18 protein-coding genes and 1 other annotated feature are annotated in these 25,057 nt (G+C 36.3%); of the genes, 1 reads left to right on the forward strand and 17 read right to left on the reverse strand.

Annotated features, from left to right (window positions below; all coding sequences use genetic code 11):
* Window positions 1-275: 275 nt before the first annotated feature.
* A complete protein-coding gene (locus tag BKP37_RS11985; RefSeq protein ID WP_071309825.1) occupies window positions 276-2,984 on the reverse strand; it encodes a calcium-translocating P-type ATPase, SERCA-type in 2,709 nt (902 codons plus the stop codon).
* Between the two features lie 152 nt (window positions 2,985-3,136).
* Here BKP37_RS11985 and BKP37_RS11990 point away from each other — a divergent pair, with 152 nt between their 5' ends.
* Window positions 3,137-4,846 (forward strand): Rqc2 family fibronectin-binding protein, encoded by a 1,710-nt coding sequence (locus BKP37_RS11990; RefSeq protein WP_071309826.1) that lies wholly within the window; start codon window positions 3,137-3,139, stop codon window positions 4,844-4,846.
* Between the two features lie 330 nt (window positions 4,847-5,176).
* Here the strand turns inward: BKP37_RS11990 and pyrE are convergent, their stop codons facing one another.
* The 16 genes from pyrE to BKP37_RS12070 all read right to left on the reverse strand — a co-directional run bounded on the left by pyrE (window position 5,177) and on the right by BKP37_RS12070 (window position 25,051).
* Window positions 5,177-5,806 carry an orotate phosphoribosyltransferase gene (pyrE, locus tag BKP37_RS11995; RefSeq protein WP_071309827.1) on the reverse strand — a complete coding sequence of 210 codons (630 nt, stop codon included), beginning with the start codon at window positions 5,804-5,806 and terminating at the stop codon, window positions 5,177-5,179.
* Window positions 5,787-6,524, reverse strand: coding sequence for an orotidine-5'-phosphate decarboxylase (pyrF, locus tag BKP37_RS12000; protein ID WP_071309828.1), 738 nt, complete (start codon window positions 6,522-6,524; stop codon window positions 5,787-5,789). Before pyrF ends, pyrE begins: the two co-directional genes overlap by 20 nt.
* The gene (locus BKP37_RS12005) at window positions 6,521-7,432 is read right to left on the reverse strand and encodes a dihydroorotate dehydrogenase (protein ID WP_071309829.1); all 912 of its coding nucleotides are present in this window, start codon (window positions 7,430-7,432) and stop codon (window positions 6,521-6,523) included. Before BKP37_RS12005 ends, pyrF begins: the two co-directional genes overlap by 4 nt.
* Window positions 7,429-8,205, reverse strand: coding sequence for a dihydroorotate dehydrogenase electron transfer subunit (locus BKP37_RS12010; RefSeq protein ID WP_071309830.1), 777 nt, complete (start codon window positions 8,203-8,205; stop codon window positions 7,429-7,431). Before BKP37_RS12010 ends, BKP37_RS12005 begins: the two co-directional genes overlap by 4 nt.
* Window positions 8,202-11,417 carry a carbamoyl-phosphate synthase large subunit gene (gene carB / locus BKP37_RS12015; protein ID WP_071309831.1) on the reverse strand — a complete coding sequence of 1,072 codons (3,216 nt, stop codon included), beginning with the start codon at window positions 11,415-11,417 and terminating at the stop codon, window positions 8,202-8,204. Before carB ends, BKP37_RS12010 begins: the two co-directional genes overlap by 4 nt.
* Window positions 11,418-11,421: 4 nt before the next feature.
* On the reverse strand, window positions 11,422-12,516 hold the full coding sequence (locus tag BKP37_RS12020) for a carbamoyl phosphate synthase small subunit (RefSeq protein ID WP_071309832.1): 1,095 nt from the start codon (window positions 12,514-12,516) through the stop codon (window positions 11,422-11,424).
* Entirely contained in the window at window positions 12,513-13,799 is a 1,287-nt protein-coding gene (locus BKP37_RS12025; protein ID WP_071309833.1) for a dihydroorotase, read from the reverse strand. Before BKP37_RS12025 ends, BKP37_RS12020 begins: the two co-directional genes overlap by 4 nt.
* Window positions 13,792-14,697: an aspartate carbamoyltransferase catalytic subunit gene (locus BKP37_RS12030; RefSeq protein ID WP_071309834.1), complete on the reverse strand. Its 906-nt coding sequence runs from the start codon at window positions 14,695-14,697 to the stop codon at window positions 13,792-13,794. The genes BKP37_RS12025 and BKP37_RS12030 overlap by 8 nt, the downstream gene beginning before the upstream one ends.
* Window positions 14,698-15,181: 484 nt before the next feature.
* Window positions 15,182-16,495 carry a uracil permease gene (gene uraA / locus BKP37_RS12035; protein WP_071309835.1) on the reverse strand — a complete coding sequence of 438 codons (1,314 nt, stop codon included), beginning with the start codon at window positions 16,493-16,495 and terminating at the stop codon, window positions 15,182-15,184.
* A 132-nt stretch (window positions 16,496-16,627) separates the two neighbouring features.
* Window positions 16,628-17,179, reverse strand: a complete 552-nt coding sequence (gene pyrR / locus BKP37_RS12040) for a bifunctional pyr operon transcriptional regulator/uracil phosphoribosyltransferase PyrR (protein ID WP_071309836.1) — start codon at window positions 17,177-17,179, stop codon at window positions 16,628-16,630.
* A gap of 205 nt (window positions 17,180-17,384) precedes the next feature.
* On the reverse strand, window positions 17,385-18,308 hold the full coding sequence (locus BKP37_RS12045; protein ID WP_071309837.1) for an RluA family pseudouridine synthase: 924 nt from the start codon (window positions 18,306-18,308) through the stop codon (window positions 17,385-17,387).
* Window positions 18,309-18,773, reverse strand: coding sequence for a signal peptidase II (gene lspA, locus BKP37_RS12050; RefSeq protein ID WP_071309838.1), 465 nt, complete (start codon window positions 18,771-18,773; stop codon window positions 18,309-18,311). It lies immediately after the preceding gene.
* Between the two features lie 159 nt (window positions 18,774-18,932).
* Entirely contained in the window at window positions 18,933-19,616 is a 684-nt protein-coding gene (locus BKP37_RS12055) for a TraR/DksA C4-type zinc finger protein (protein WP_071309839.1), read from the reverse strand.
* A 353-nt stretch (window positions 19,617-19,969) separates the two neighbouring features.
* The gene (ileS, locus tag BKP37_RS12060) at window positions 19,970-22,729 is read right to left on the reverse strand and encodes an isoleucine--tRNA ligase (RefSeq protein WP_071309840.1); all 2,760 of its coding nucleotides are present in this window, start codon (window positions 22,727-22,729) and stop codon (window positions 19,970-19,972) included.
* Window positions 22,730-23,288: 559 nt separating this feature from the next.
* Window positions 23,289-23,557: a binding site (T-box leader), on the reverse strand.
* A gap of 56 nt (window positions 23,558-23,613) precedes the next feature.
* On the reverse strand, window positions 23,614-24,114 hold the full coding sequence (locus tag BKP37_RS12065; RefSeq protein ID WP_071309841.1) for a DivIVA domain-containing protein: 501 nt from the start codon (window positions 24,112-24,114) through the stop codon (window positions 23,614-23,616).
* 163 nt (window positions 24,115-24,277) lie between these two features.
* Entirely contained in the window at window positions 24,278-25,051 is a 774-nt protein-coding gene (locus BKP37_RS12070) for a YlmH family RNA-binding protein (RefSeq protein WP_071309842.1), read from the reverse strand.
* Window positions 25,052-25,057: the final 6 nt, after the last annotated feature.

Genomic DNA, 25,057 nt, shown 5'->3' on the forward strand with positions numbered 1-25,057 from the left:
TTAAGTGAATTTCATATTACCAAAAACGAACTGCGTAAAGCTGAACTTAATGGGGGTTCCTTCATCTCCTACTAATTGTTAGCTTAACTTATACTACAGGAAATAACTAATCATCTTCACTGATTAAAGTTATTGTATATCGGGACCTATTGGGCAGTTAATCCCACACCTAAAGAGTGGGATTAATCTATATCGAGCTACAAATGATGAAACGAAACTAGATCTTACATCATTGTGGTCAGATTAAGCAATGATGATGGTATTCATTAATTCATTTATTTTCTCTTAAATATGTGAAACCCCGCTAATGCAATGGTTGGAATAGATGCAAGCCCTATGACCAGCAACCATTCACGTACCCCTAAACCAACGGTATGAAATACAGGTTGTAAAGGTGGGAAGTACATGACACCTAACATTAACAAAAGCGAAGATAACACCGCTAATACTAAATATATATTTTGGAATGGATTTCGATGAAACACAGAGTGCTCACTTCGACAATCGAAAACATGAATGAGTTGCGCCATTACTAACGTTGCAAAAGCTACAGTTTGAGCTTTTATTAGTTCTTGTGGGTTCGCAGTTAACGTTAACCAAAATGCAATAATTGTAACAATTCCAATCATAAAACCACGGCTTACAATTTTCCATGCTAACCCTCTAGCAAAGACACTCTCCATTGGATGACGTGGTTTACGCTTCATTACATCGCCCTCTGCTTGATCAAGCCCTAATGCCATCGCTGGTAAACCATCGGTAACTAAATTGATCCATAAAATTTGGATAGCAACTAAAGGTAACGGCATACCGAGCAACATTGCAAATAGCATAACTAATATCTCACCAACATTAGATGCGAGCATATAGCGAATAAATTTACGAATATTGTCATAAATATTTCTTCCTTCTTTTATTGCCGCTTTAATTGTCGCAAAGTTATCATCGCTAAGGACAAGTGATGATGCCTCTTTTGCAACATCAGTCCCTGTTATCCCCATAGCAACCCCAATATTCGCAGCTTTTATTGCTGGAGCATCGTTAACACCATCACCTGTCATTGCAACAATAAGTCCTTTAGCCTGAAGTGCTTTCACTATTTTAAGTTTATGTTCTGGAGATACACGTGCATAAACATAAATATCTTCAACGACTTCCTCTAAATCTTTTACACTCATTTTTGCCAACGTATTCCCGTCCATAATTTTACCGTGACTAGGTAATATGTTTAATTGCTCTGCAATAGCCCTAGCTGTAATTAAATGATCGCCTGTAATCATAATGGTCTTAATTCCTGCCTGTCGACATTCAATAATAGAATTTCTCACTTCAGGTCTAGGAGGATCAATCATACCTTCAAGACCAATGAACGTTAATTTACTTTCAACTACACCTTCTGAGTTAAGAGGAGTAGTTCTTTCAATCTCTTTAAAAGCAATGGCAATCGTGCGTAGTGCTTGGGATGCAAGATTATCAATTGCACTGACAACTGCAGTTTCTTTGTCAGTAGTTAAAGTTTGTCGTCTTTCATCCCATAAAATATGCTCACTTCTACGGAGTAAGACGTCAGGGGCACCCTTTGTTACAACAAAACGTTTACCATCTCTTCTTCTTTCAACAACGACACTCATCATTTTTCGAGTTGATTCAAACGGAAACTCTTCAATAATATCGTATTCTTTTACTAAAGACTCTCTATCAATCCCAGCTTTGTTAGCACAAACAGCTAACGCTCCTTCAGTTGGATCTCCATCAATTGTATATTCCTTTTTGGGCTTGGAAAGTAATCCTTCTTTTACTTCTTTTGTGATAACCTTTGCATTGTTACATAAAGCTCCAAATGTTAACAATTGGTATAAAGTTTTTTCCATTTCTACATTTAACTTTTTTTCATTAAGGAAGAAATCACCCTTAGGAATATACCCCGTACCAGAGACACTCCATGTTTTTCCACCCGACCATAATTTTGTAACTGTCATTTTATTTTGTGTTAACGTACCTGTTTTGTCAGAACAAATCACTGAGGCGCAACCTAATGTTTCTACTGCGGGTAATTTTCTGACAATTGCTTTTCGCTTTATCATTCGTTGTACACCTAATGCCAGTGCAACGGTAACAATTGCAGGTAAACCTTCAGGTATGGCAGCTACCGCGAGAGAAACCCCCGCTAGAAACATCGTATAAGCATCTTGACCTTGGTAAACCCCAATGACAACTACTAAAGCTGTCAGTATGAGGGCAACAAAAATCAAAATTTTTCCTAGTTGTTCAAGTTTACGTTGTAAAGGGGTTACCATCGTTTCTGCAGATTGTAAAAGATGGGCAATTTTTCCCATTTCTGTTTTCATTCCAGTAGCAACAATTACTCCAGTTCCATTTCCTTGTGTGACCATTGTCCCCATAAATGCCATGTTTTCTTGATCACCTATTGAAAGATCCTCCCCAGAAAGGACAACTTCTGTTTTTTGTACCGGAACTGATTCGCCTGTCAGTGCTGATTCTTCCACTCTAAGTCCTTTGGATTGGATAATTCGAATATCAGCTCCGACTCGGTCCCCACTAATAATTTTAACGATGTCACCAACAACAACATCACTAGAAGGAATTTTCGTCCATTGCCCATCTCTAAGTACAGTCATTTGGGGAGCAGAGAGTTCTTTTAAGGCAGCTAACGACTTCTCTGCTTTTCTTTCTTGAATAAAGCCTAAGACTCCATTTAAAAGGACAATGACAATAATTGTAATGGCATCAATATATTCACCTAGTAACCCAGATATTAAAGTCGCTACCAATAAAACAATGACCATGAAATCTTTAAATTGGGATAAAAACAGGAATAAAGCCGGTATACTTTCACCTTCATCCAGTTTGTTATACCCAAATTGTTTTAGCCTTTTATCCGCCTCCCTTTGTGATAATCCACTAGAAAATTCTGACCGTGTCATTTTTTCAATGTCTTTAATTTCGCGATCATACCACTTCACATACATCACCCCACATCTGTTTCATTTAACGTCTGACTTGTCCTTCAAACTATCTTTATTCAGGCAAGTCCAAAAAAATGCTATACTGTTAAGTGAACCTATATAAAAAAGTGTGGCATTCGTAAAATTAAGGTAGTAATGGAGTGAATATAATGTCATTTGACGGAACAATTGTACATGCAGTGGTAAAAGAACTAAATAATACTTTACTTACTGGAAAAATAACTAAAATATATCAACCTTATAAAACAGAATTAGTCTTTACAGTTCGGGCAAAAGGCTCAACAAAACAATTACTTATTTCTGCAAATCCGAGTTTTGCACGATTACATTTAACAAATGAAAAGCTTGATAACCCTTCTCAACCACCAATGTTTTGTATGTTATTACGAAAACATTTAGAGGGTGGAATAATTGAGGAAATAAAACAATTAGATTTAGAAAGAATTATCACTATTAAAATTAGAGCTCGAAACGAACTAGGAGATATAACTTATAAAAAGTTAATGGTTGAGATTATGGGGCGTCACAGCAATATCGTATTATTAGATGAAACAGACGACAAAATATTGGATAGTATTAAACATTTATCACCTGGGATAAATAGTTATCGAACCATTTTACCAGGACATACATATAAACTTCCACCAGAGCAAGAAAAGTTGAACCCGATGGAAATTGATGAAAACACATTTATTAAAAAAATAGATTTTAATGTTGGTAAAATAGACACTCAGATTGTGAAACAGTTTTCAGGATTGTCTCCACAAATAGCAACCGAAATCATATATTCAGCAGGACTAGTAAATCGAGAAACTCTAACGAAAACTTTCTTTGAGGTAATAGATGTACTAAAAAATAATAAATTCGAGCCACAAATAACTGTTACCGAGAAAAAGGAATATTTTTCAATTATCCCCTTAACACACTTAAATGGAACGAATCAAACGTTTACGTCTGTTAGCGAGATGCTCACCAGGTTTTACTTTGGAAAAGCAGAACGAGATCGAGTCCACCAGCAAGCAAATGACTTAGAGCGGTTTCTTAAAAATGAATACCAAAAAAATAAAACAAAAATAAAAAAGCTTCAGCTAACATTAAAGAATGCAGAAGATGCAGCAAAATACCGCAAATTTGGTGAACTTTTAACTGCTTACTTACATGAAATAAAAAAGGGTGAGAAACATATAGAAGTGATTGATTTCTATGATGAAGAAGGAAAATCAATTATGATTACCCTTGATCCAAGAAAAAATCCTTCTGAAAATGCTCAAAGTTATTTTAAAAAGTATAATAAAGCTAAAAACTCTTTAGATATAGTGCAAGAACAAATTAATAAAGCAAATGATGAACTCATTTACTTAGAAGAAATTTTGAGTCAAATGGAAACAGCAGCCCCTAAAGATATTGCTGAAATACGCGAGGAGCTTGTTGAAGGCGGTTATCTGCGCAATCGAAACAAGAAACAAACCAAAAAACAGAAAGAAACTAAACCGAATTTAGAAGAATATAAGTCCTCATCCGGATTAGATATTTTAGTTGGAAAAAATAATAAGCAAAACGAATATTTAAAAAACAAATTAGCAAGACGTGACGAAACGTGGTTACATACAAAGGATATTCCTGGATCTCATGTGGTGATTAAAAGTAATCAAATTGATGAAAGGACATTAATAGAAGCCGCGACAATAGCAGCCTACTTCAGTAAAGCACGTCAATCAAGCTCGGTACCTGTTGATTATACACTTATAAAACACGTGAAAAAACCGAGTGGCTCAAGACCAGGATATGTTATTTACGACAATCAAACAACACTTTATGTTACTCCGGACGAAGAGCTTGTTAGGAACTTAAGAAAATAATAATCATGTAGGCTTTGTCACGAGATCTAACTTGAAAAATATGCAGTTTCTTAAATAAGTAAAGCGCAAGCGCCTTGGTCACGAGCAGCTGCTCCTGTGCCACTCCGTTTGCTCAAGAGCAATTGTTTTCCGTGCGACGAGTAATCGCAGGAGCAAAGTAGCATGGAGCATATTCAAGAAGTAATCCAAGAAGACATTGAAGTCAGTAACTTGACTGAAGTGACCGAGCTCGTAGGCTGCTTGCGCTAGACAGTTTCCAAGTTAGAAATTTATAAATTCTGATAATGTAAAAAAACGCTTGCGTGTAATAACACAAGCGTTTTAATTACTTTAAGCCATCCAATCTAAGGTAGCTGGATTGTTACGCCATTTTTTTAATTTTTCTAAATCGGTATCCGTAATCATTTTTTGTTCATTTGCTACTTCTATTAAAGTAGAATAATCGGTTATCGTATAATACTCTAACTCTGCATCTTCTAACTGTTTATTTCCTTTTTCTAACCCATATGTAAAAATGGCTACAACTCCAAGGACATTTACACCAGCTTCAAGTAAGGCTTCTTTCGTTGTTATGACGCTTCCACCTGTAGAAATTAAATCTTCCACAATTACGACGTTTTGTCCTGGCTTTACAAGACCTTCAATTTGATTTCCTTTCCCATGCTCTTTTGCTTTACCACGTACATATACCATAGGTAAATTTAAATTTTCACTTACCCAAGCAGCATGCGGAATTCCTGCTGTCGCGGTACCTGCTACCACATCAACTGAAGGAAAATGCTTAGTGATTAATTCTTCTAATCCAATAGCAATCTTTCTACGTACTAATGGATAAGAAAGAGTTAAACGATTGTCACAATAAATTGGTGATTTTATCCCTGATGTCCATGTAAATGGATCATTTGGACGAAGATGCACTGCTTCGATTTGTAGTAAATGATTAGCTAATTGTCGTTTCACTTATATCATTCCATTCATTTTTAATTTTAAGGTAAGCTTCTAGTGGATTTTTACTTGCTGTAATACTTCTACCAACAACTATAAAGTCGCTTCCTAAACTTTTGGCTTGTTTTGGTGTCGTAATTCTTTGTTGATCATCTTTAGAGTCACCAATCATTCTGATTCCAGGTGTAACAGTAAGGAAGGAAGTTCCACAAGATTCTTTTACTAAAGGTACTTCTAGAGGCGAAGATACGACGCCATCAAGACCACTCTCATTTGCTAGTTTTGCATAATGAACGACAACGTCTTCAATGTTACCGTTTATTTTTAGCTGCTCTCGCATTACTTCTTGGCTTGTACTCGTAAGTTGTGTCACAGCTATACATATCGGGCGTTCTTTGCCACTAACAGTCCCTGCTATTAACCCTTCAAGAGCTCGTTCCATCATCAAACATCCACCTGCAGCGTGAACATTAACAATGTCAACGTCAAGGCGCGCAAGTGATTTCATTGCTTTACCAACTGTATTTGGAATATCATGAAGTTTTAAATCTAAAAAGATATTATGGCCTTTATCTTTTAATTTATGAAGCAAATTATTTCCACAACTATAGTAAAGCTCCATACCTACCTTCAAAAATAGTTGTTCGTCGTCAAATTTATCAATTAATTCCCAAACTTGATATTCTTCTGAATAATCTAGGGCTATGATGATTGGATTTTTGTTTATGTTCATTTCCAACTGCCCCCTATTAATTCTGAAATATGATCTACTCCTAACTCATCAAGAGCGCGCGGTAAATCTTCGATGATCGTTGGACATACAAATGGATCAACGAAATTAGCAGTCCCTACTGCAACACAACTTGCACCTGCTAAGAAAAATTCAATAACGTCCTCTGCCGTTGTAATTCCACCCATTCCAATAATTGGGATCGATACGGCTTGACTTACTTGATGGATCATTCTAATTGCTACCGGTTTGATCGCAGGACCAGAAAGTCCACCAGCACCATTTGCTAAAATAGGTTTGCGTTTCTTTAAATCAATACGCATTCCAAGTAAAGTGTTAATCATTGATAGTCCGTCCGCGCCAGCTTCTTCTACAGCTACTGCCATTTCAACGATATCTGTTACATTTGGTGATAGCTTTACGTAAACAGGAACTTCAGATACTTCCTTGACAAGTTTCGTTAGTTCACTTGCCACTTTTGGATTTGTACCAAAAGTTATCCCGCCTTCTTTCACATTAGGACAAGATATGTTTAATTCTAAAGCATGGACATTCTTAGATTTCGATATTTTTTCTGCGACTTCAATATAATCTTCAGTCTTTGTTCCTGCAACATTTGCTACAATTGGAACATCATATTTTTCAAGCCAAACAAGTTCATTTTCGATAACTTTTTCAAGGCCTGGATTTTGTAATCCAATTGCATTCAACATTCCACTAGATGTTTCAGCAACTCTAGGTGTTGGATTTCCAAACCTTGTTTCAACTGTTGTTGCTTTAATGGCAATCGCACCTAGCTTACTTAGGTCATATAGCTTAGCATACTCCTGACCAAACCCGAAACATCCAGATGCTGGCATGATTGGATTTTTCATTGAAAGTCCCGGAAGCTCTATATTTAATCTACTCATAGTTCTACCTCCCCAATCGGAAAGACTGGTCCATCAGTACATATCTTTTTATATTCTGTACGAGTTTTGTCGTTTTGGACATGACATACACAGGCAAAACAGGCACCTATTCCACATCCCATACGTTCTTCTAGTGATAAAAAGCCTTTCTTCTCTGGGAACGTTGATTCGATGGCTTTTAACATAGGAGTTGGTCCACATGAGTAAATGACATCAAAATTAAGTTGTTTATCGTTAATCACATCAATAACCGTGCCTTTTTCGCCATATGTACCGTCCATAGTTGTTACATAAGTTTCACCTAATTGAACGAATTTTTCTTCGTAAAAGACATCTTTACTACTACTAAATCCTAACACGTGAATCACTTGGACTCCCATGTTTCTAAGCTGTAATGATAATTCATATAATGGTGGAACTCCAATCCCACCACCAATTAAAATTGCAGTATTAGAAGCTTCTACTTCATTTAATGGAAAACCATTACCAAGTGGCCCTAAAACAGACACCATTTCACCAGCCTGTTTAAGTGCTAACATATTTGTTCCTCTTCCACCAGCACGATATATAACGGTAAGTTCGCCTTGATCTTTATTTATTTGTGCAATACTGATCGGACGTCTTAATAGCGGGTCAGTTCCTTCACTTACTTTTAAATGAAGGAATTGCCCTTGATTACATAGGCGTACGAGAGCCTCGCCACGAAGGACGAGCTCATACACGCTATCTGCTATTTTATGTTGACTTATTACTTCCATATTTTCAACGATCATTTTAAAGTCACCGCCGTTTTTTGTTCCTCAAATGATGGCATTGGCTCTGATGCAAATGTAATTAATTCTAATACACGTAATAATGCTTCCGCAGTGTCCATGCTTGTTAAACACACCACGCCATTTTCAACGGCTTCACGACGAATTCTAAACCCATCACGGAGTGGTTGCTTTCCTTTTGTTAACGTATTAATGACAAACTGTGCATGACCTTTACGAATAACATCTAACATATGTGGCTCTTCTCCACCAATTTTGTTTACTACTGTCACAGGGATATTATCTTCTTTCACAACTGCCGCTGTACCTTCTGTTGCAAGTATATGATATCCAATTCGGTGGAAACGACGTACTAACTCCATTGCTTCTTCTTTATCTTTGTCTGCTACAGTAAATAGTACTGACCCATGTGTAGGAATTTTCATTCCTGAAGCTACTAATCCCTTATACAGAGCTTTTGCTAACGAATAATCTCGTCCCATAACCTCACCAGTAGATTTCATCTCAGGCCCAAGCGTAATATCAACATCACGTAGTTTCGCAAACGAGAACACTGGTACCTTTACTGAAACTTCTTTTGGTTCTGGTACATATCCTGTTTCATAACCTAAGTCGTTAAGGTTAATTCCTAATATCGCCTTTGTTGCTAAGTTAGCCATTGGTACGCCCGTAATTTTACTTAAAAATGGAACCGTACGACTAGAACGAGGATTTACTTCTAGTACATAAACTTCATCTTCATGAAGAACGAATTGAATGTTCAACAAACCAACAATGTTTAAACCTTTAGCTAGTTTTATCGTTCTTTCAACAATCTTATCCTTCGTTTCTTTTGATAAGCTCTGTGGTGGGTATACCGCAATGGAGTCACCAGAATGAACACCAGCTCTTTCGATATGCTCCATAATTCCTGGAATAACTACAGTCTCACCATCACTAATAGCATCTACTTCAATTTCCTTACCAATTAAATAACGGTCAATTAAAACAGGGTGCTTCGGATTAATCTTAGCTGCATTTTCCATATAACGAAGTAATTCAGCTTCATAATAAACAATCTCCATAGCACGCCCACCTAATACGTAAGAAGGACGAACTAAAACAGGATAACCAATTTTACGAGCAATTTCTACTGCTTGATCAACGCTTGTTGCTGTACGACCTAATGGTTGTGGTACTTGCAGCTGCTGTAGGGCTTGTTCAAACTTATCACGATTTTCAGCGCGGTCCATGTCTTCTAAAGAAGTTCCTAAAATCTTAACACCTCGAGCTTCTAACTCTTCGGCTAAGTTAATTGCTGTTTGACCACCAAACTGCACAATAACTCCTAGTGGTTTTTCGTGATTAATAATATGCATAACATCTTCAACAGCTAACGGTTCAAAGTATAATTTATCTGAAATACTGAAATCAGTAGATACCGTTTCAGGATTATTGTTAATAATAATGGCTTCATAACCTGCTTCTTTAATTGCAAGGACAGTGTGAACTGTTGCGTAGTCAAACTCAATCCCTTGACCGATACGAATTGGACCAGACCCTAAAACAACGATACTCTTTTTATCTGTAATAATTGATTCATTTTCTTCTTCATAAGTTCCGTAGTAATATGGCGTAGCTGAAGCAAACTCAGCTGCACACGTATCAACCATTTTATACACCGGAACAATACCTTTTTCATAACGGAAATTATAGACATCATTTTCAGTACACTTCCAAAATGAAGCAATCGCATCGTCTGAAAATCCTAGTTCTTTCGCTTCTTGAAGAATTTCTTGGTTAAATGCTTCTGCTTTTAACGTTTCTTCGAATTGTACGATACCTAAAATCTTATTTAAGAAGAAACGATCAATTTTCGTTAGTTCCCACAATTGTTCAACTGTATACCCACGACGCATAGCTTCAGCAACAATGAACAAACGCTCATCATCAGCTTTTTGTAGGCGGTGGTCCATCTCTTCTTGTGTAAGAGATTTTAGCTTTTCAATTTCCAAGTGTAGTACATTTGCTTCTAATGAACGCACAGCCTTTAGTAACGACTCTTCTAAGTTTCTTCCTATCGCCATTACTTCTCCTGTTGCTTTCATTTGCGTTCCGAGAGTACGATTTGCAGCTTCAAATTTATCGAAAGGCCAACGTGGAATTTTTGAAACAACATAATCTAGGGCTGGTTCAAAACTTGCATACGTTGTTTTTGTTATTGGGTTCATAATCTCATCAAGAGCATAACCAACGGCAATTTTTGCTGCGATTTTCGCAATCGGATAGCCTGTAGCTTTTGAAGCTAGTGCTGAAGAACGACTCACACGTGGGTTAACCTCGATAATAAAGTACTGATAGCTATCAGGATCTAATGCAAATTGTACGTTACATCCACCTTCAATTCCTAATGCACGAATAATTTTCAATGAAGAATTACGCAACATTTGATATTCACGATCTGATAATGTTTGGCTTGGCGCTACAACAATTGAGTCACCAGTATGAATACCTACTGGGTCTATATTTTCCATATTACAAACAACGATAGCTTGATCTTTACCATCACGCATTACTTCATACTCGACTTCTTTGAACCCGGCAATACTTTTTTCGACTAAACATTGAGTTACGGGGCTATACTTTAAACCACTCGTAACAATTTCAATTAAATCTTCTTCGTTATATACTAGGCCACCACCAGTTCCACCTAATGTGTATGCTGGACGGACAATAATCGGATAACCAATTTCATTAACAAACTCATACGCTTCTTCAAGAGTATGAATAATAGCACTTGGTGGTACTGGCTCATTTAAGTCGTTCATAAGTGTACGGAATAATTCACGATCTTCTGCTTGTTCAATAGAGTGAAGCTTTGTTCCTAAAAGTTCAATATTAAACTCATCTAATATTCCTGACTTTTTTAATTCAACCGCCATATTTAATCCTGTTTGTCCACCTAAAGTAGGTAATAAACCGTCTGGTTGTTCTTGTCTAATAATACGACTAACAAATTCATACGTAATTGGTTCAATGTAGACTTTATCAGCCATGGAAGTATCTGTCATAATCGTAGCCGGATTGGAGTTAATTAAAATAACTTCGTAACCCTCTTCTTTTAATGCTTGACACGCTTGCGTTCCTGCATAATCAAACTCTGCAGCTTGTCCTATAACAATTGGTCCTGAACCGATTACTAATATCTTTTTTATATCATCACGTTTTGGCATGTTGTTACCCCCTAGCTAGCGTCTTTGCTTCAATATTTTTTTCCATTAAATTCATAAAGCGTTCAAACAAATCGTTGGCATCTTCTGGTCCTGGAGATGCTTCTGGATGATATTGAACACTAAAGGCTGGATAATCAAGATGTTCAATTCCTTCAACTGTCCCATCATTAACAGAAATATGAGTGATAGTTAATCTAGTATCTTTAATTGATGACTCTTCTACTGTATATCCGTGGTTTTGTGCAGTGATATCAATCTTGCCTGTAATTAATTCTTTTACAGGATGATTTGACCCACGATGACCGAACTTAAGTTTTGTTGTTTTCGCTCCACAAGCTAGTGCTAGCAATTGATGACCTAAACAAATCCCAAATATCGGTTTTTTACCTAAAAGCTCTTTTAGCATCTCAATAGCTTCCGGAACACTTACAGGGTCCCCAGGGCCATTACTAAGCATAATCCCATCTGGGTTTAAACGTAAAATTTCTTCACAAGTAGTGTCATACGGTACAACAACAACATCACAATTTCGATTATTTAATTCGCGAAGGATACCTTTTTTCATCCCAAAGTCTACTAAAACAACACGGAAGCCTCGACCTGGACTATTGTATGATTCCTTTGTAGAAACCATTGATACTTGATTTTCGATAAGTGGAGTGCCTTTAAGCTCACGAACAACCTCTTCGACATTCACATTCATTGAACAAAGTTTCCCTTTCAGAACCCCATGCTCACGAATCATGCGAGTAAGTTTTCTTGTATCAATCCCTTCTAATCCTGGGATATCAAGAGCTTTTAATAGCTCATCTATTGATTCTTCATTGCGCCAATTACTTGGATATTTGGCAGCTTCTTTCACAATAAGACCATTAATGGATGGCTTAATTGACTCAAAGTCATCACGATTTATACCGTAATTCCCGATTAGTGGATATGTTAATGTAACGATTTGTGAGCAATACGAAGGATCAGATAAAATTTCTTGGTAACCTGTCATACCTGTATTAAACACAACCTCTCCCATTTGCTCACGCTCACTACCAAAAGCTTTTCCAACAAAAACAGTTCCATTTTCTAATATTAATTGACGTTTCATGTAGTTGCCCCTTCCTTTTTCCAAGCAATTTCACCATTTACAATTGTTAATACAGGCCAGCCCTTACATTCCCAGCCCGCAAAAGGAGTATTTTTCCCCTTAGATAAAAAGTTATCTGGATCAATCTTTTCAATTTGATTTAGATCAATAACAGTAATATCAGCCTTCCCTCCAACTTCAAGAGTACCGTATGGTAAACCAAAAGCCTCACATGGCTTTGAAGTTAAAAGAGCTACTAATTCCTTTAGCGTTATTATTTCTTTTTCAACAAAGTAAGTATATAAAAGCGGAAATGCTGTTTCCAATCCAACTATACCGAATGGAGAAAGCTCAATTGGCTCACTTTTCTCCTCTAACGAATGAGGCGCATGATCAGTAGCGATAAAATCAATTGTCCCGTCAAGTAGCCCTTCAATTAAAGCTACTTTATCCTCTGGACCTCTTAAAGGTGGATTCATTTTATAATTTGTATCTAGCCCAGGAATATCTTCATCAGATAGTAATAAGTGATGTGGCGTTACTTCTGCTGTTACCCGAACTCCTGCGCGTTTGGCATCGCGAACAACTCGAACAGACTCTTTTGTACTAATATGGCAAACATGATAGTGTACTCCAGCAGCTTCCGCCAGAAGTACATCTCTAGCAATATGTACCGATTCACATACTGATGGTATTCCTCTCAGTCCCATTTTTTCAGAAAATACCCCTTCATGAACCGAACCTTTATTAATTAATGTTTCTTCTTCACAATGAGCGACAATCGCTTTATTAACTTTTTTTGCCTCTTTCATAGCTGCAAGCATCATATTTGCATTTTGTATACCAACACCATCGTCAGTAAAAGCAAATGCTCCACTTTCGGCTAGTTCCGAAAAGTTAGTTAATTCTTTTCCTAACTCACGAACAGTAATTGCTCCATAAGGTAGAACTCTAACAACTGCGTCTTCTTTAATCTTTTTGTTTAACCACTCTAATTGTTCCTTTGAGTCGGGTACAGGACGAGTATTTGGCATTGCGGCAATTGTAGTAAATCCGCCACGTGCTGCTGCTAGTGTCCCTGTTGCTATTGTTTCTTTATATTCACCACCTGGTTCTCTTAGATGAACGTGAAGGTCCACAAAGCCAGGTACTACTAAATTCCCCTCTACATCAATTACTTCGTTTCCAGCAACGTCAATATCCTTTTCTATTTTTATTATAGTATCATTCTCAATAAGAAGATCAATCTTATCTAAAACACCATCTGCCGTTAGAAATTTTCCATTTTTTATTAATTTAGCCATTTAAAACAACCTCCCTTTTAAATTGTAAAGCTCGTTTTAATACCGCTTGCCTAACAGCAACCCCGTTTGTCATTTGTTTAAATATACGGGATTTACTACACTCAACTAGCGAGCTAGCAATTTCTACGTCACGATTTATTGGAGCTGGATGCATGATAATACTTTTCGGTTTCATCTGAGCTTCTCTTTCAATAGTTAACCCAAAGATTTGATGATATTCTTCTTTTGAAGAAATCATTTTAAAAGCATGGCGTTCATGTTGAATACGAAGCATCATCATTACATCTGCAAATTGTACTGCTTCATCCATACTCACATAATTACCATTTACCATTGTTTCATCCATCCACGGTTCGGGACCTGAAAAATATACATTTGCCCCTAGTCTTTTTAGAACATCAGCATTGGATCTAGCTACTCGGCTATGACGAATATCACCTACAATTACGACATTTAAGCCAATAAATTTTCCGAATTCTTGTTGCATTGTTAATAAATCAAGTAAGCATTGAGTTGGATGGTGACCACATCCATCACCACCATTTATGATAGGGATAGAAATACCATCTACTAATTCATCAAAATAATGATCTTGAGGGTGTCGAATAACTACTGCATTTGTTCCAATCGCTTCTAAAGTCTTCACCGTATCATATAAAGTTTCACCTTTTTGAACACTAGAGGTCTGACTCTCAAAATTTAATACTTGAAGTCCTAATTTTTTTTCTGCAACCTCAAAAGACAATTTTGTACGTGTACTAGGCTCAAAAAAAAGATTTGCCACAAACTGCTCTTTTGCTGGCATCCAAATTTTGCCTTCAGAAAACTGTTGTGCTTCAGATAGAATTTCGAGAATTTCTTCATTGTGAAGCTCTGTGATTGTTAATAAATGTTTCATTTTTCGTTCCCCTTTCAGTGCTTACTCAACTTATTACGTTTTGTTTATTGTACCTCTATTAGCGATTTGTCATTAACCTAACTTTCATCCTTAAAGTTATTTCGAAGAAAAGTGCAAGGCACCCGCCTATCGGCGACAAACACTGGAAGGTCGGCAAGTAGCGGTCTCTCTTTGACCGCAATCTATGTGCTTCTGCGTCTGACAGCAACGCTTCGAAGTAGGCTTCCTCGAAGCAAAGCTGCATGAAGCTATTCAGAGACGTTATTCAAGTAGTTTTTGAAGTCCGTTGCTTGACTGAAGTGATCGAGCCGATGGTGCCTGAAGCTAGACAGTTTCCAAGTTAGAAATTTATAAATTCTGATTATAAAATAAAGCACCCTTATTTTTTTTCGTAAGGGTGCTCTAAAGAGAAGACATGAATACTCATTTCTCTGGAGTTAACACCCTTTCAAGTCTCTCTGTACTTCATTAAAGGGATTAATATTTAAGCTGCAATTTTTTGCTCATTCGCTTCATCTTCTACAAACATTGCATTAGTATCTACGTTCTCTCTTCCCGGTAATACAAGGTTTAAAACAATCCCAATGATTGTTGCCAAAGCCATACCTGCAATTTGAATAGTATCAGAAACTTGAATAAACGCTCCACCAATTCCAATTACTAAAATTACTGATGAAATAATTAAGTTACGTTTTTTACCTAGATCTATTTTATTATCAATTAACATTCTTAACCCACTTGAAGCAATAATACCAAATAGAAGGATCGATACACCGCCCATAACCGCTGTAGGAATTGTTGAGATTAATGCAGCAATTTTACCTACAAAACCGAACATTATCGCTAACACCGCAGCTCCACCGATAACAAAAACACTGTAAACACGAGTTAAAGCTACAACACCAATATTTTCACCATATGTTGTATTAGGTGGTCCACCTAGTAAACTTGAAATCATTGTCGCTACCCCATCACCTAAAAGCGAGCGATGTAAGCCAGGGTTTTTGATGAAATTTTTTCCAACTACTTTACTAAGAACCATTTGATCACCAATGTGTTCTGCTATTGTTACTACTGCAATTGGGACAATAATCAGCATAATTTCCCACGAAAATGCTGGAGTATACGTTACAAATGGAACAATAAAATCTGGCATTGCAAACCAAGCTGCATCTCTTACAGGTTGTAAATCAACAACACCTTGAAAGTATGCATATGTGTATCCACCAACTATTCCGATTAGAATTGGAATAAGTCCGAAAAAACCTTTAAAGAACATTGATGCTAAAACTGTAATTGCTAACGTTATAAATGCGATTGAAAATAATACTCCACTATATTCACCTGTTACTTGATTATTCATCGCCATATTTATAGCAACACCTGCCAAACCTAAACCAATTACCATAATTACAGGACCAACAACGATTGGTGGCAAGATATTCATTAACCAATTGATACCGATTTTCTTAATTACTATTGCTACTACTCCATAAACTAATCCCGCTACAAAACTTCCGACCATCGCTCCTTCAGGACCACCAATTGTTGAAGCTGCAATAATTGGCGCAATAAAAGCAAACGATGAACCTAAATATGCTGGTACTTGACCACGAGTAATAAATAAATATGCAAGCGTACCTAATCCACTAGAAATTAGAGCGACTGCTGGGCTTAGACCTACTAAATAAGGGACTAAGATTGTTGCTCCAAACATCGCAAACAAATGCTGTAAACTTAATACCAACCACTTATCAACCTTTGGTATTTCACGTATCCCTACTTCTTTATTGTACATTTAACATCTCTCCTCTTAATTTTCATACAAAAAACCTCTTTGAGTACACAAAGAGGTACGGTCATCCTTTTGAACTGCCATTAAGCATAGTTCAGTAAGAGGAGTACCCCTTGCAAGCCTCACAGGACTCATTTAAAGGGAGGTTTTTTGTTCAATTGTAACTTCATCTTGGTTGTCAACTTCTGTAAGTTTTACAACAATCATTTCACTTTTTGATGTCGGTACGTTTTTTCCTATATAATCTGGCCTTATCGGCAATTCACGATGTCCACGATCAATTAGAACGGCTAACTGTATTTGTGAAGGCCTTCCGATATCAATAATGGCGTCTAAAGCTGCTCTAACTGTTCTTCCTGTATACAGGACATCATCAACTAGAATAACTTTTTTCTCATTTACATCAACCGGAAAAGATGTTCCTTTTAATAGTGGTTCTTTATTTGCGGACTTATGAGATAAATCATCACGGTATAACGTAATATCTACTTCCCCAACGCTAATTTTAGAACCTTCAATTTCTTCTATTCTTTCTGCAAGTCGATTAGCAATATAAATTCCTCTTGTTTTAATTCCAATTAATATGCAATCTTCAATTCCTTTATTATGTTCAATAATTTCATGTGCGATCCTCGTTAACGCTCTTCTTACAGCTTGCTGATCAAGAATAACCGTTGCTTTAGACAAGTTGGCACCACCTTCATTACATATTTTCAGAACAATTCCCTTCTCAAAAAAAACCTCTCACCGAAGATGAGAGGTTTTTAAGCACACGTAAATTAACAGATTATTATCTGTACGTATCCTAAGTTCCTTCTCAGCCTCACGGGACTGTAATTAAAGGGTTAGTATGTTCTTTACTCTTATATTATGACAAAATTCATCAAACCTGTCAATTAGAATTTTTTTTAATTTCATTTAACAAATGTTGAAAGTCTTCAGGCACATCTCTTTCAAAAGTTAACCTTTCATTTGTAACTGGATGTGTGAACCCTAAAACAGCAGCATGTAGTGCTTGGCCGTTAATTGGTAACTTTAAGGTCCTTGGCGGTCCGTATTTTGGATCCCCTGCTAATGGGTAACCAATATATTTTAAATGAACACGTATTTGGTGTGTTCTCCCTGTTTCAAGTTTGCACTCTATTAATGAAAATTCCTTTAGCCTTTCTAATACAGTAAAATGTGTTACCGCTTCCTTACTATTTTCATCAGTAACTGTCATACTTTGTCGATCTTGTTTGTCTCTACCGATAGGGGCATCAATTGTTCCGTGATCATGCGCGATCACACCATGGGTAATTGCTTTATAGATCCTTGTCGTTGTTTTATCTTTTAATTGATTAACAAGTGATTCATGTGCTTTATCATTTTTTGCAACCATTAACAATCCAGATGTATCTTTGTCAATGCGGTGAACGATCCCTGGACGTAGAACACCATTAATCCCTGATAAATCCTTACAATGGGCCATTAGACCATTAACTAAAGTTCCGGTTAAATGTCCTGGTGCTGGGTGAACAACCATCCCTCTAGGTTTATTTACAACAAGAAGATGTTGATCTTCATATACAATATCTAAATTCATTTCCTCTGGCTCAACATCTAAAATTTGAGGTTCTGGCACTTCTAACGATACTTTATCACCTTTTTGGCATTTATAATTACTTTTAATGTTCTTTCCATTTACTATTAGGTTTCCTTCTTTCATCCATTGTTGGACTTGTGTTCGAGACCAAGCATTATCTTGTGAGGATATCCACTTATCTAAACGTTCGTTCTGAGCCGCCTCTTCAATTATCCATTCAAAATGTTCCATTTATTTGCTCTCCCTTGCATTTCTGTCTTCCAAAAATATTTGTATCATTAATAGTCCTACTCCAACTACCAATGCCATATCCGCCACATTAAATATTGCAAAATCATATGTAAAAATGTAAACATCAATAAAATCTACAACTTCACCACGGAATAATCTGTCAATAAAATTCCCAATTGCTCCACCCAATACTAAACCTAATGAAACCCCAAGCAATTTACTTTGACTTGCATATTTGGTAAGGTAGTAAACCACAAAAGCCACAACAAATGCAGTAACAATAAAAAATAACCACATCTGCCCTTGCAAAATACCAAACGCTGCGCCTTTATTTCGATGAGAAGTTAAATAAAATACCCTTTCAATAATAGGAATTTGTTGATTCAAATTCATTTTTGTAACAACTAACCATTTTGTTACTTGATCTAAAATTAGTACACTTAATGCTAATATATAATATTTCACTTTCGTTCCTCCGCTTCTCCATATGTAGCACACCTTCTTGATTTTAGCATAGGACCGCAGATTGAACAATTCATATCGTACTTCATGGGAAATTTATGTATACAAAGTAAGAAAAGTTAATCATCAGAAGGAGAAATGGATCCCCTTCTGATTGAAGATTTATTCCTTCTCGTCACTTGCCTCTAATCGATCGAGTTGATCCATATAGTGATCGTAATGAACGTTTCTTACAATTTCGATATTTTCATCACCCTTATAGCCCGTAATATCTGTAGATGCAAATGCATCTAATTCTTCTACATAACCAATTAACTCTTCACTACTATTTAAGCTAGAATCTTCAAACACCATCGAATTATCATTAAATTGTGCAACAGACTGCCATGCATCTTCAGCATCAAATTCGGTCTCTCGATAATTATTATCAAAGTTGAATTTATCGAAATTTTCTAATACATCTTCTTCTACTGGTCTTTCTCTGGCAATTTCATTCTCCTTACTGTATTCAATCACTGTACGAGCTGTTGGTAAAGCTTGAAGTCTCTCCAATGGGATTTCTTTCCCTGATACCTCACATATTCCATATGTTCTATTTTCAATTTTTTGTAAAGCTAATTCAACATCTTCAAGTTCTTGATGAACATGTTCATATAACGCAATATCTTTACCTCTCTCATACGTGTCTGTTGCTGTATCTGCAGGATGATTATCATATTGTGATAGTTCTCCTGTTGAAAAAGACATTGTTTCATCTAAGCCGTATCGATCAGTTTCCTTTAACCGTTCTTCTATTCGATTTTTTTCTGCAATCAATTGTTCTTTTATTTGATCATATTTACCCATCTCATTCGCCTCCTTTTGGATAAGAGGGTTTCAAATATAGTTTATCCTCCGTTTCTTTCCTTAGACGAAACAAGATTTACTAAAAAATATATGTTTTATTTAACAAACATAAAAATTCTATTAAATCAAGAAAAGCGCAAGCGCCTTGGTCACGAGCGATAGGCACTGGAAGGCCTTTGACAGAAGCCGCTCTTTGGCTTCCGAAAAGGTCTGAAGTGACCGAGCTCGTAGGCGCTGGAGCTAGACAGCTTCCAAGTTAGAAATTTATAAATTCTGATTAATTAAAAAAGCAAAACAGATTTGAGAAACCTGTTTTGCTTTCACCTTACAGAAAGAAACCTATTACTTTTCGTTTAATAATGAGCTTTTACAATGTCTGTGCAGCTCGAACAAAGCGTAGGATGTTCCTTATCTTTTCCAACAGTTTCAGAAACAACCCAACAACGTTCACATGTTTCACCTGTAGCTGGCTGTACGACAATGGCGATTGTATCAAAACATTCAGCATGTTCAGGAGCTGCAGCCTTATCTCCCGCAATCTCAGCTTTAGAAACAATAAATAATTTTTCTAATTCGTCAATTGACGAAAGCAATTGCTTAACTTCTGAATTCGGATAAAGACTTATAGCAGCTGTTAGTGATTTACCAATTTTCTTTGCATTTCTTGCTGTTTCTAATGATTTTAATACATCATCACGAAGAACTAGCACTTGATCCCATTTGCTTTCAATTTCATCATTATATACAGTCGTGTCCTCTTGAGGCATATCAGTCAATTGAACACTGTCACCATCCATACCTGGGATAAATGGCCACACTTCATCAGCTGTATGTGGCAAAATAGGTGCGACAAGTTTCGTTAACGATACTAACACTTCATACATAACCGTTTGGATTGAGCGACGATTTAAATGCTCTTTATGTTGAATATATAATGTATCCTTTGCAATATCCATATAGAACGAACTTAATTCAATCGTGCAGAAATTATGAACTTTATTGTACACCCCTGCGAATTGATAGTGATCATAGTTTGACTTCACTTCTTTAATAAGTTTATTAAGCTTAATCAAAATGTAACGATCTAATTGAGGTAAGTCATTCAATGCTACACGATCAGTTGTTGGGTTAAAATCGTGTAGATTTCCTAATAAAAATCGGAAAGTATTTCTAATTTTACGATATACTTCTGCAACTTGTTTTAAAATTAAATCAGAAACACGTACATCGGCTTGGTAATCTACCGAAGCAACCCATAGTCGAAGTATATCTGCACCTAATTGTTTCATTACATCATTTGGAACAACAACATTTCCTAATGATTTACTCATCTTTCTCCCTTCACCATCGAGAACGAACCCATGGCTTAAAACACCTTTATATGGCGCTTTACCTGATACTGCAACTGAAGTTGATAAAGATGAGTTAAACCAACCACGGTATTGGTCTGAACCTTCTAAGTAAAGATCAGCCGGACGTTGTAATTCCTCTCTTTCCACTAATACACCTTGATGCGAAGAACCTGAATCAAACCAAACATCCATAATATCAGTTTCTTTTGTAAAGATACCATTTGGACTTTGTGGCGATGTAAAGCCTTCTGGTAGTAAATCTTTCGTATCCCACTCAAACCAAATATTAGATCCATGTTCTCTAAACAAATTGGAAACATGCCCAATTGTTTCATCAGTAATAATTGGTTCATTATCCTCGCTATAAAATACTGGTATCGGAACACCCCAAGCACGCTGTCTTGAAATACACCAATCTCCACGATCTCGAACCATATTGAAAAGTCTCGTTTCACCCCAAGCTGGTACCCACTCTACTTCATTAATTGACGTTAAAAGTTGATCGCGAAAGTCTTTAATTGATGCAAACCATTGAGCTGTAGCTCTAAAAATAACAGGTTTTTTCGTACGCCAGTCATGTGGGTATGAGTGTGTCATAAAAGTTAGTTTTAATAAAGCACCTGCATCTTTAAGTTTTTCAGTTATTGGCTTATTAGCTTGATCATAAAATAGCCCTTCAAAACCAGGCGCCTCATTTGTAAAGTGACCTTTATCATCAACAGGACACAATACATCTAACCCATATTTTTGCCCAACAATAAAGTCATCTTCCCCATGTCCAGGTGCAGTATGTACACAACCTGTTCCAGCATCTGTTGTAACATGTTCCCCAAAGATTACTAATGAATCTCTGTGGTAAAGCGGATGAACTGCTTTTATATTTTCTAATTGTGCACCCTTTACTTTGTTTACAACTTCATAATTTTCCCACTCAAATTCTTTAACAAGTGTTTCTAATAGTGCTGATGCAACAATATATTTCTCGCCATTTACTGCTACTACAGAATACTCCAATTCAGGATGTAAGCATATTGCCAAGTTAGCTGGAATTGTCCAAGGTGTTGTTGTCCAGATAATGATTTTTTCATCACCTGTTATTACATCATTTCCTTCTTTTACATTAAAAGCAACATAAATGGAAGGAGAGCGTTTATCTTGGTACTCAATTTCTGCTTCTGCTAATGCTGATTCAGAAGATGGAGACCAATATACTGGTTTTTTCCCTTTGTAAATATATCCTTTTTTGGCCATCTCACCAAATACCTTTATTTGCTGTGCCTCATATTCTTTATGAAGAGTAATATATGGGTTTTCCCAATCTCCCCTTACACCTAAACGTTTAAACTGTTCACGTTGACGGTCAACCTGATCTAGTGCATACTCTTCACACAGTTTACGGAACTCAGCTACAGTTAATTCTTTGCGTTTAACTTTACCATTCTTTGTTAATGCAGTTTCAATTGGCAACCCATGTGTGTCCCAACCTGGAACATACGGCGCTTGGAAACCTGACATTGATTTGTACCGAACAATAAAATCTTTTAGAATTTTATTTAAAGCATGACCAATATGAATATCTCCATTGGCATAAGGGGGACCATCATGCAAAACATACAAAGGACGATCCTTGGTTCTTTCTTGAACTTTTGAGTAAATATTTACTTCATTCCATTTTTCTTGAATTTGCGGCTCACGATTAGGGAGGTTCCCTCGCATCGGAAATTCTGTCTTTGGCATTAATAACGTTTCTTTATAATCCATTCCACTTGCCTCCATCAATTTATTTCATATTAGAAAAACTTTGATTTCCGCAACATATAGCGGAAGCCTTTGTTTGACTATTTTTTCCTTTAAATGCTAATTTGCATTTCTAAAGTATTAGAAAACTTTACTTTTCACAGAAAGAGCGAAAGCATTGGTTTCACTTTTTCTTTTTCTTTTGATATCAAAATTGGTTTTTAAGTTTTGTAAAACTTGGATTTGGTTGAATAGCAAAATGCGTAGTTTTGCTTTCATTTTTCCATCCATTTAACAAAATTATTTAGACTATCAAGAAAAGCACAAGCGCCTTGTTCACGAGCGAAAGGCACTGGAAGGCCTTTTCGGAAGCCGCTCTTTGGCTTCTGCGTCTTCTAGCATAGCTTCGTAGCAAGCTTCCTCGAAGCAAAGCTGCATAAAGCTAATCGACGAAGGATCTCAAGCAGTAATTGAAGTCCGTTGCTTGACTGAAGTGACTAAACTCGTAGGCTGCTTGCGCTAGACAGTTTCCAAGTTAGAAATTTATAAATTCTGATTATACAAAAAAACCTTCTCATCCCTAAGTAGGGACGAGAAGGTTTACCCGCGGTACCACCCTGATAAACAGTTACATAACTGTTCGCTTAAAATTCGTAACGTGAATGATTCGTCACAGCCTACTAAAACACACTAACTATGTTACCACATATATGTAGAATTGTAGTTGGTATTATATTTCGGTGTGAGGCTCTAGGGTGATATTCCTTTATACAGCTATATATCAGGCTTTCACTGTCCCTAACTCGCTTTTAAATAGCTTGTAAAAAGTACTGTCCCTATCATTGCCTTTTTATGTTCAGATTAATACACGTATTATATGATAAAAAATAATTCAACGTCAAGCAAGTTTAGCCTTCTCTGACTAATTCATTTCTTTCATCTGAATCAGATTTTGTAATATCTTCCCAATCATCACTACCCAGCAATTCCAATTGGGCTTCAATGAGCATTTTAAACCTTAATTTATAAACTGAAGCTTGCTTCTTCAACTCCTCAATTTCTAAAGCAATTTTTCGTGATTTAGAAAGAGAATCATTAATAATTCGATCAGCATTTTTTTCAGCTTCTTTAATAATTAACTGCGCTTCTTTTTGAGCATTTCGTTTAACTTCTTCTGCTGTTTCTTGGGCAATTAAGATTGATTTATTAAGTGTAGTTTCAATATTTGAAAAATGTGCCAATCTCTCATCAAGATCTATTACTTTATCTGCAAGTTCTTTTTTCTCACGAAGAACTATTTCGTAATCCTTAATTACTTGATCTAAAAATTCATTGACTTCATCTTCATCATATCCACGGAAACCTCTATTAAATTCTTTATTATGAATATCTAATGGTGTTAAAGGCATATATGCCACCTCCAAATATTAATCACAAATCACAGAAAAACTAAGATGTTCGTTATTATTCGTGTACTAAATTTCTAAACTTTAAAGTTATGATAACTGTACTTTTATAGGCACACACTTAATCATTCGACAAAAAAGAATAAATACCTCTAGGAAATTACAATTATTTTCGTAATCCAACATCAAGTCGCCATTTATCTTTTTTGGTTTTACCTTGGATGGTTATTATTTTACTTCTCCCTAACCCACGAACAGATAAATAATCACCGTTTTGAAGTTGGTAAGCCGGATGCTCAATAATTTTCCAATTTACTTTTACTCTTTTGTTATCAATAAATGGTGTTATTTTCGACCTTGATAACTGATAAATTTCTGATAGAACAACATCAAGTCGGAGAGAACTAGCAGTGATTGTCCTTTCAAGCCATTCTTCAGTTTGTAATACTAATTTTGAAAGTGGAATACTGTCTAACTTAATAGAAGCTCGTCCAATAGTTTGAAGGTTAGCTTCAACATAGCTACTTATTTCAGAGGCAACAATTATCTGCACCTGATCTTGAAGTATATTTATATCACCAAACTTTTCCCTCTTTAAACCTAATCCCATCAAAGAGCCTAAAAAGTCACGATGTTCTAGCGTTAAAAACTTATGAGGATAATTGATTTGAAAAGCAGCTAACTGAAAATCCTCATCTTGTAGTTCAAGATAAGGTGGGAATAAAAAAGCTCTTTTACGCTCAGCTGTAATATTCCCACCGAAAAAAGCTAAACGAATATCTTCGTCCTGGCCAATAATTGTTTTCACAATTTGTTGTTCACGCGGATCTAAAAAGTCTGTTAACTTATGTACATAACGCTCTTTGACAGTTTCTTTCCACTCTAGTACTTGATCAATAAACGGACGTTCTTCCTTTCGAAAATGTTCATAAATACTCATTGTGTG

Source organism: Anaerobacillus alkalilacustris (assembly GCF_001866005.1).
Lineage (GTDB): Bacteria > Bacillota > Bacilli > Bacillales > Anaerobacillaceae > Anaerobacillus > Anaerobacillus alkalilacustris.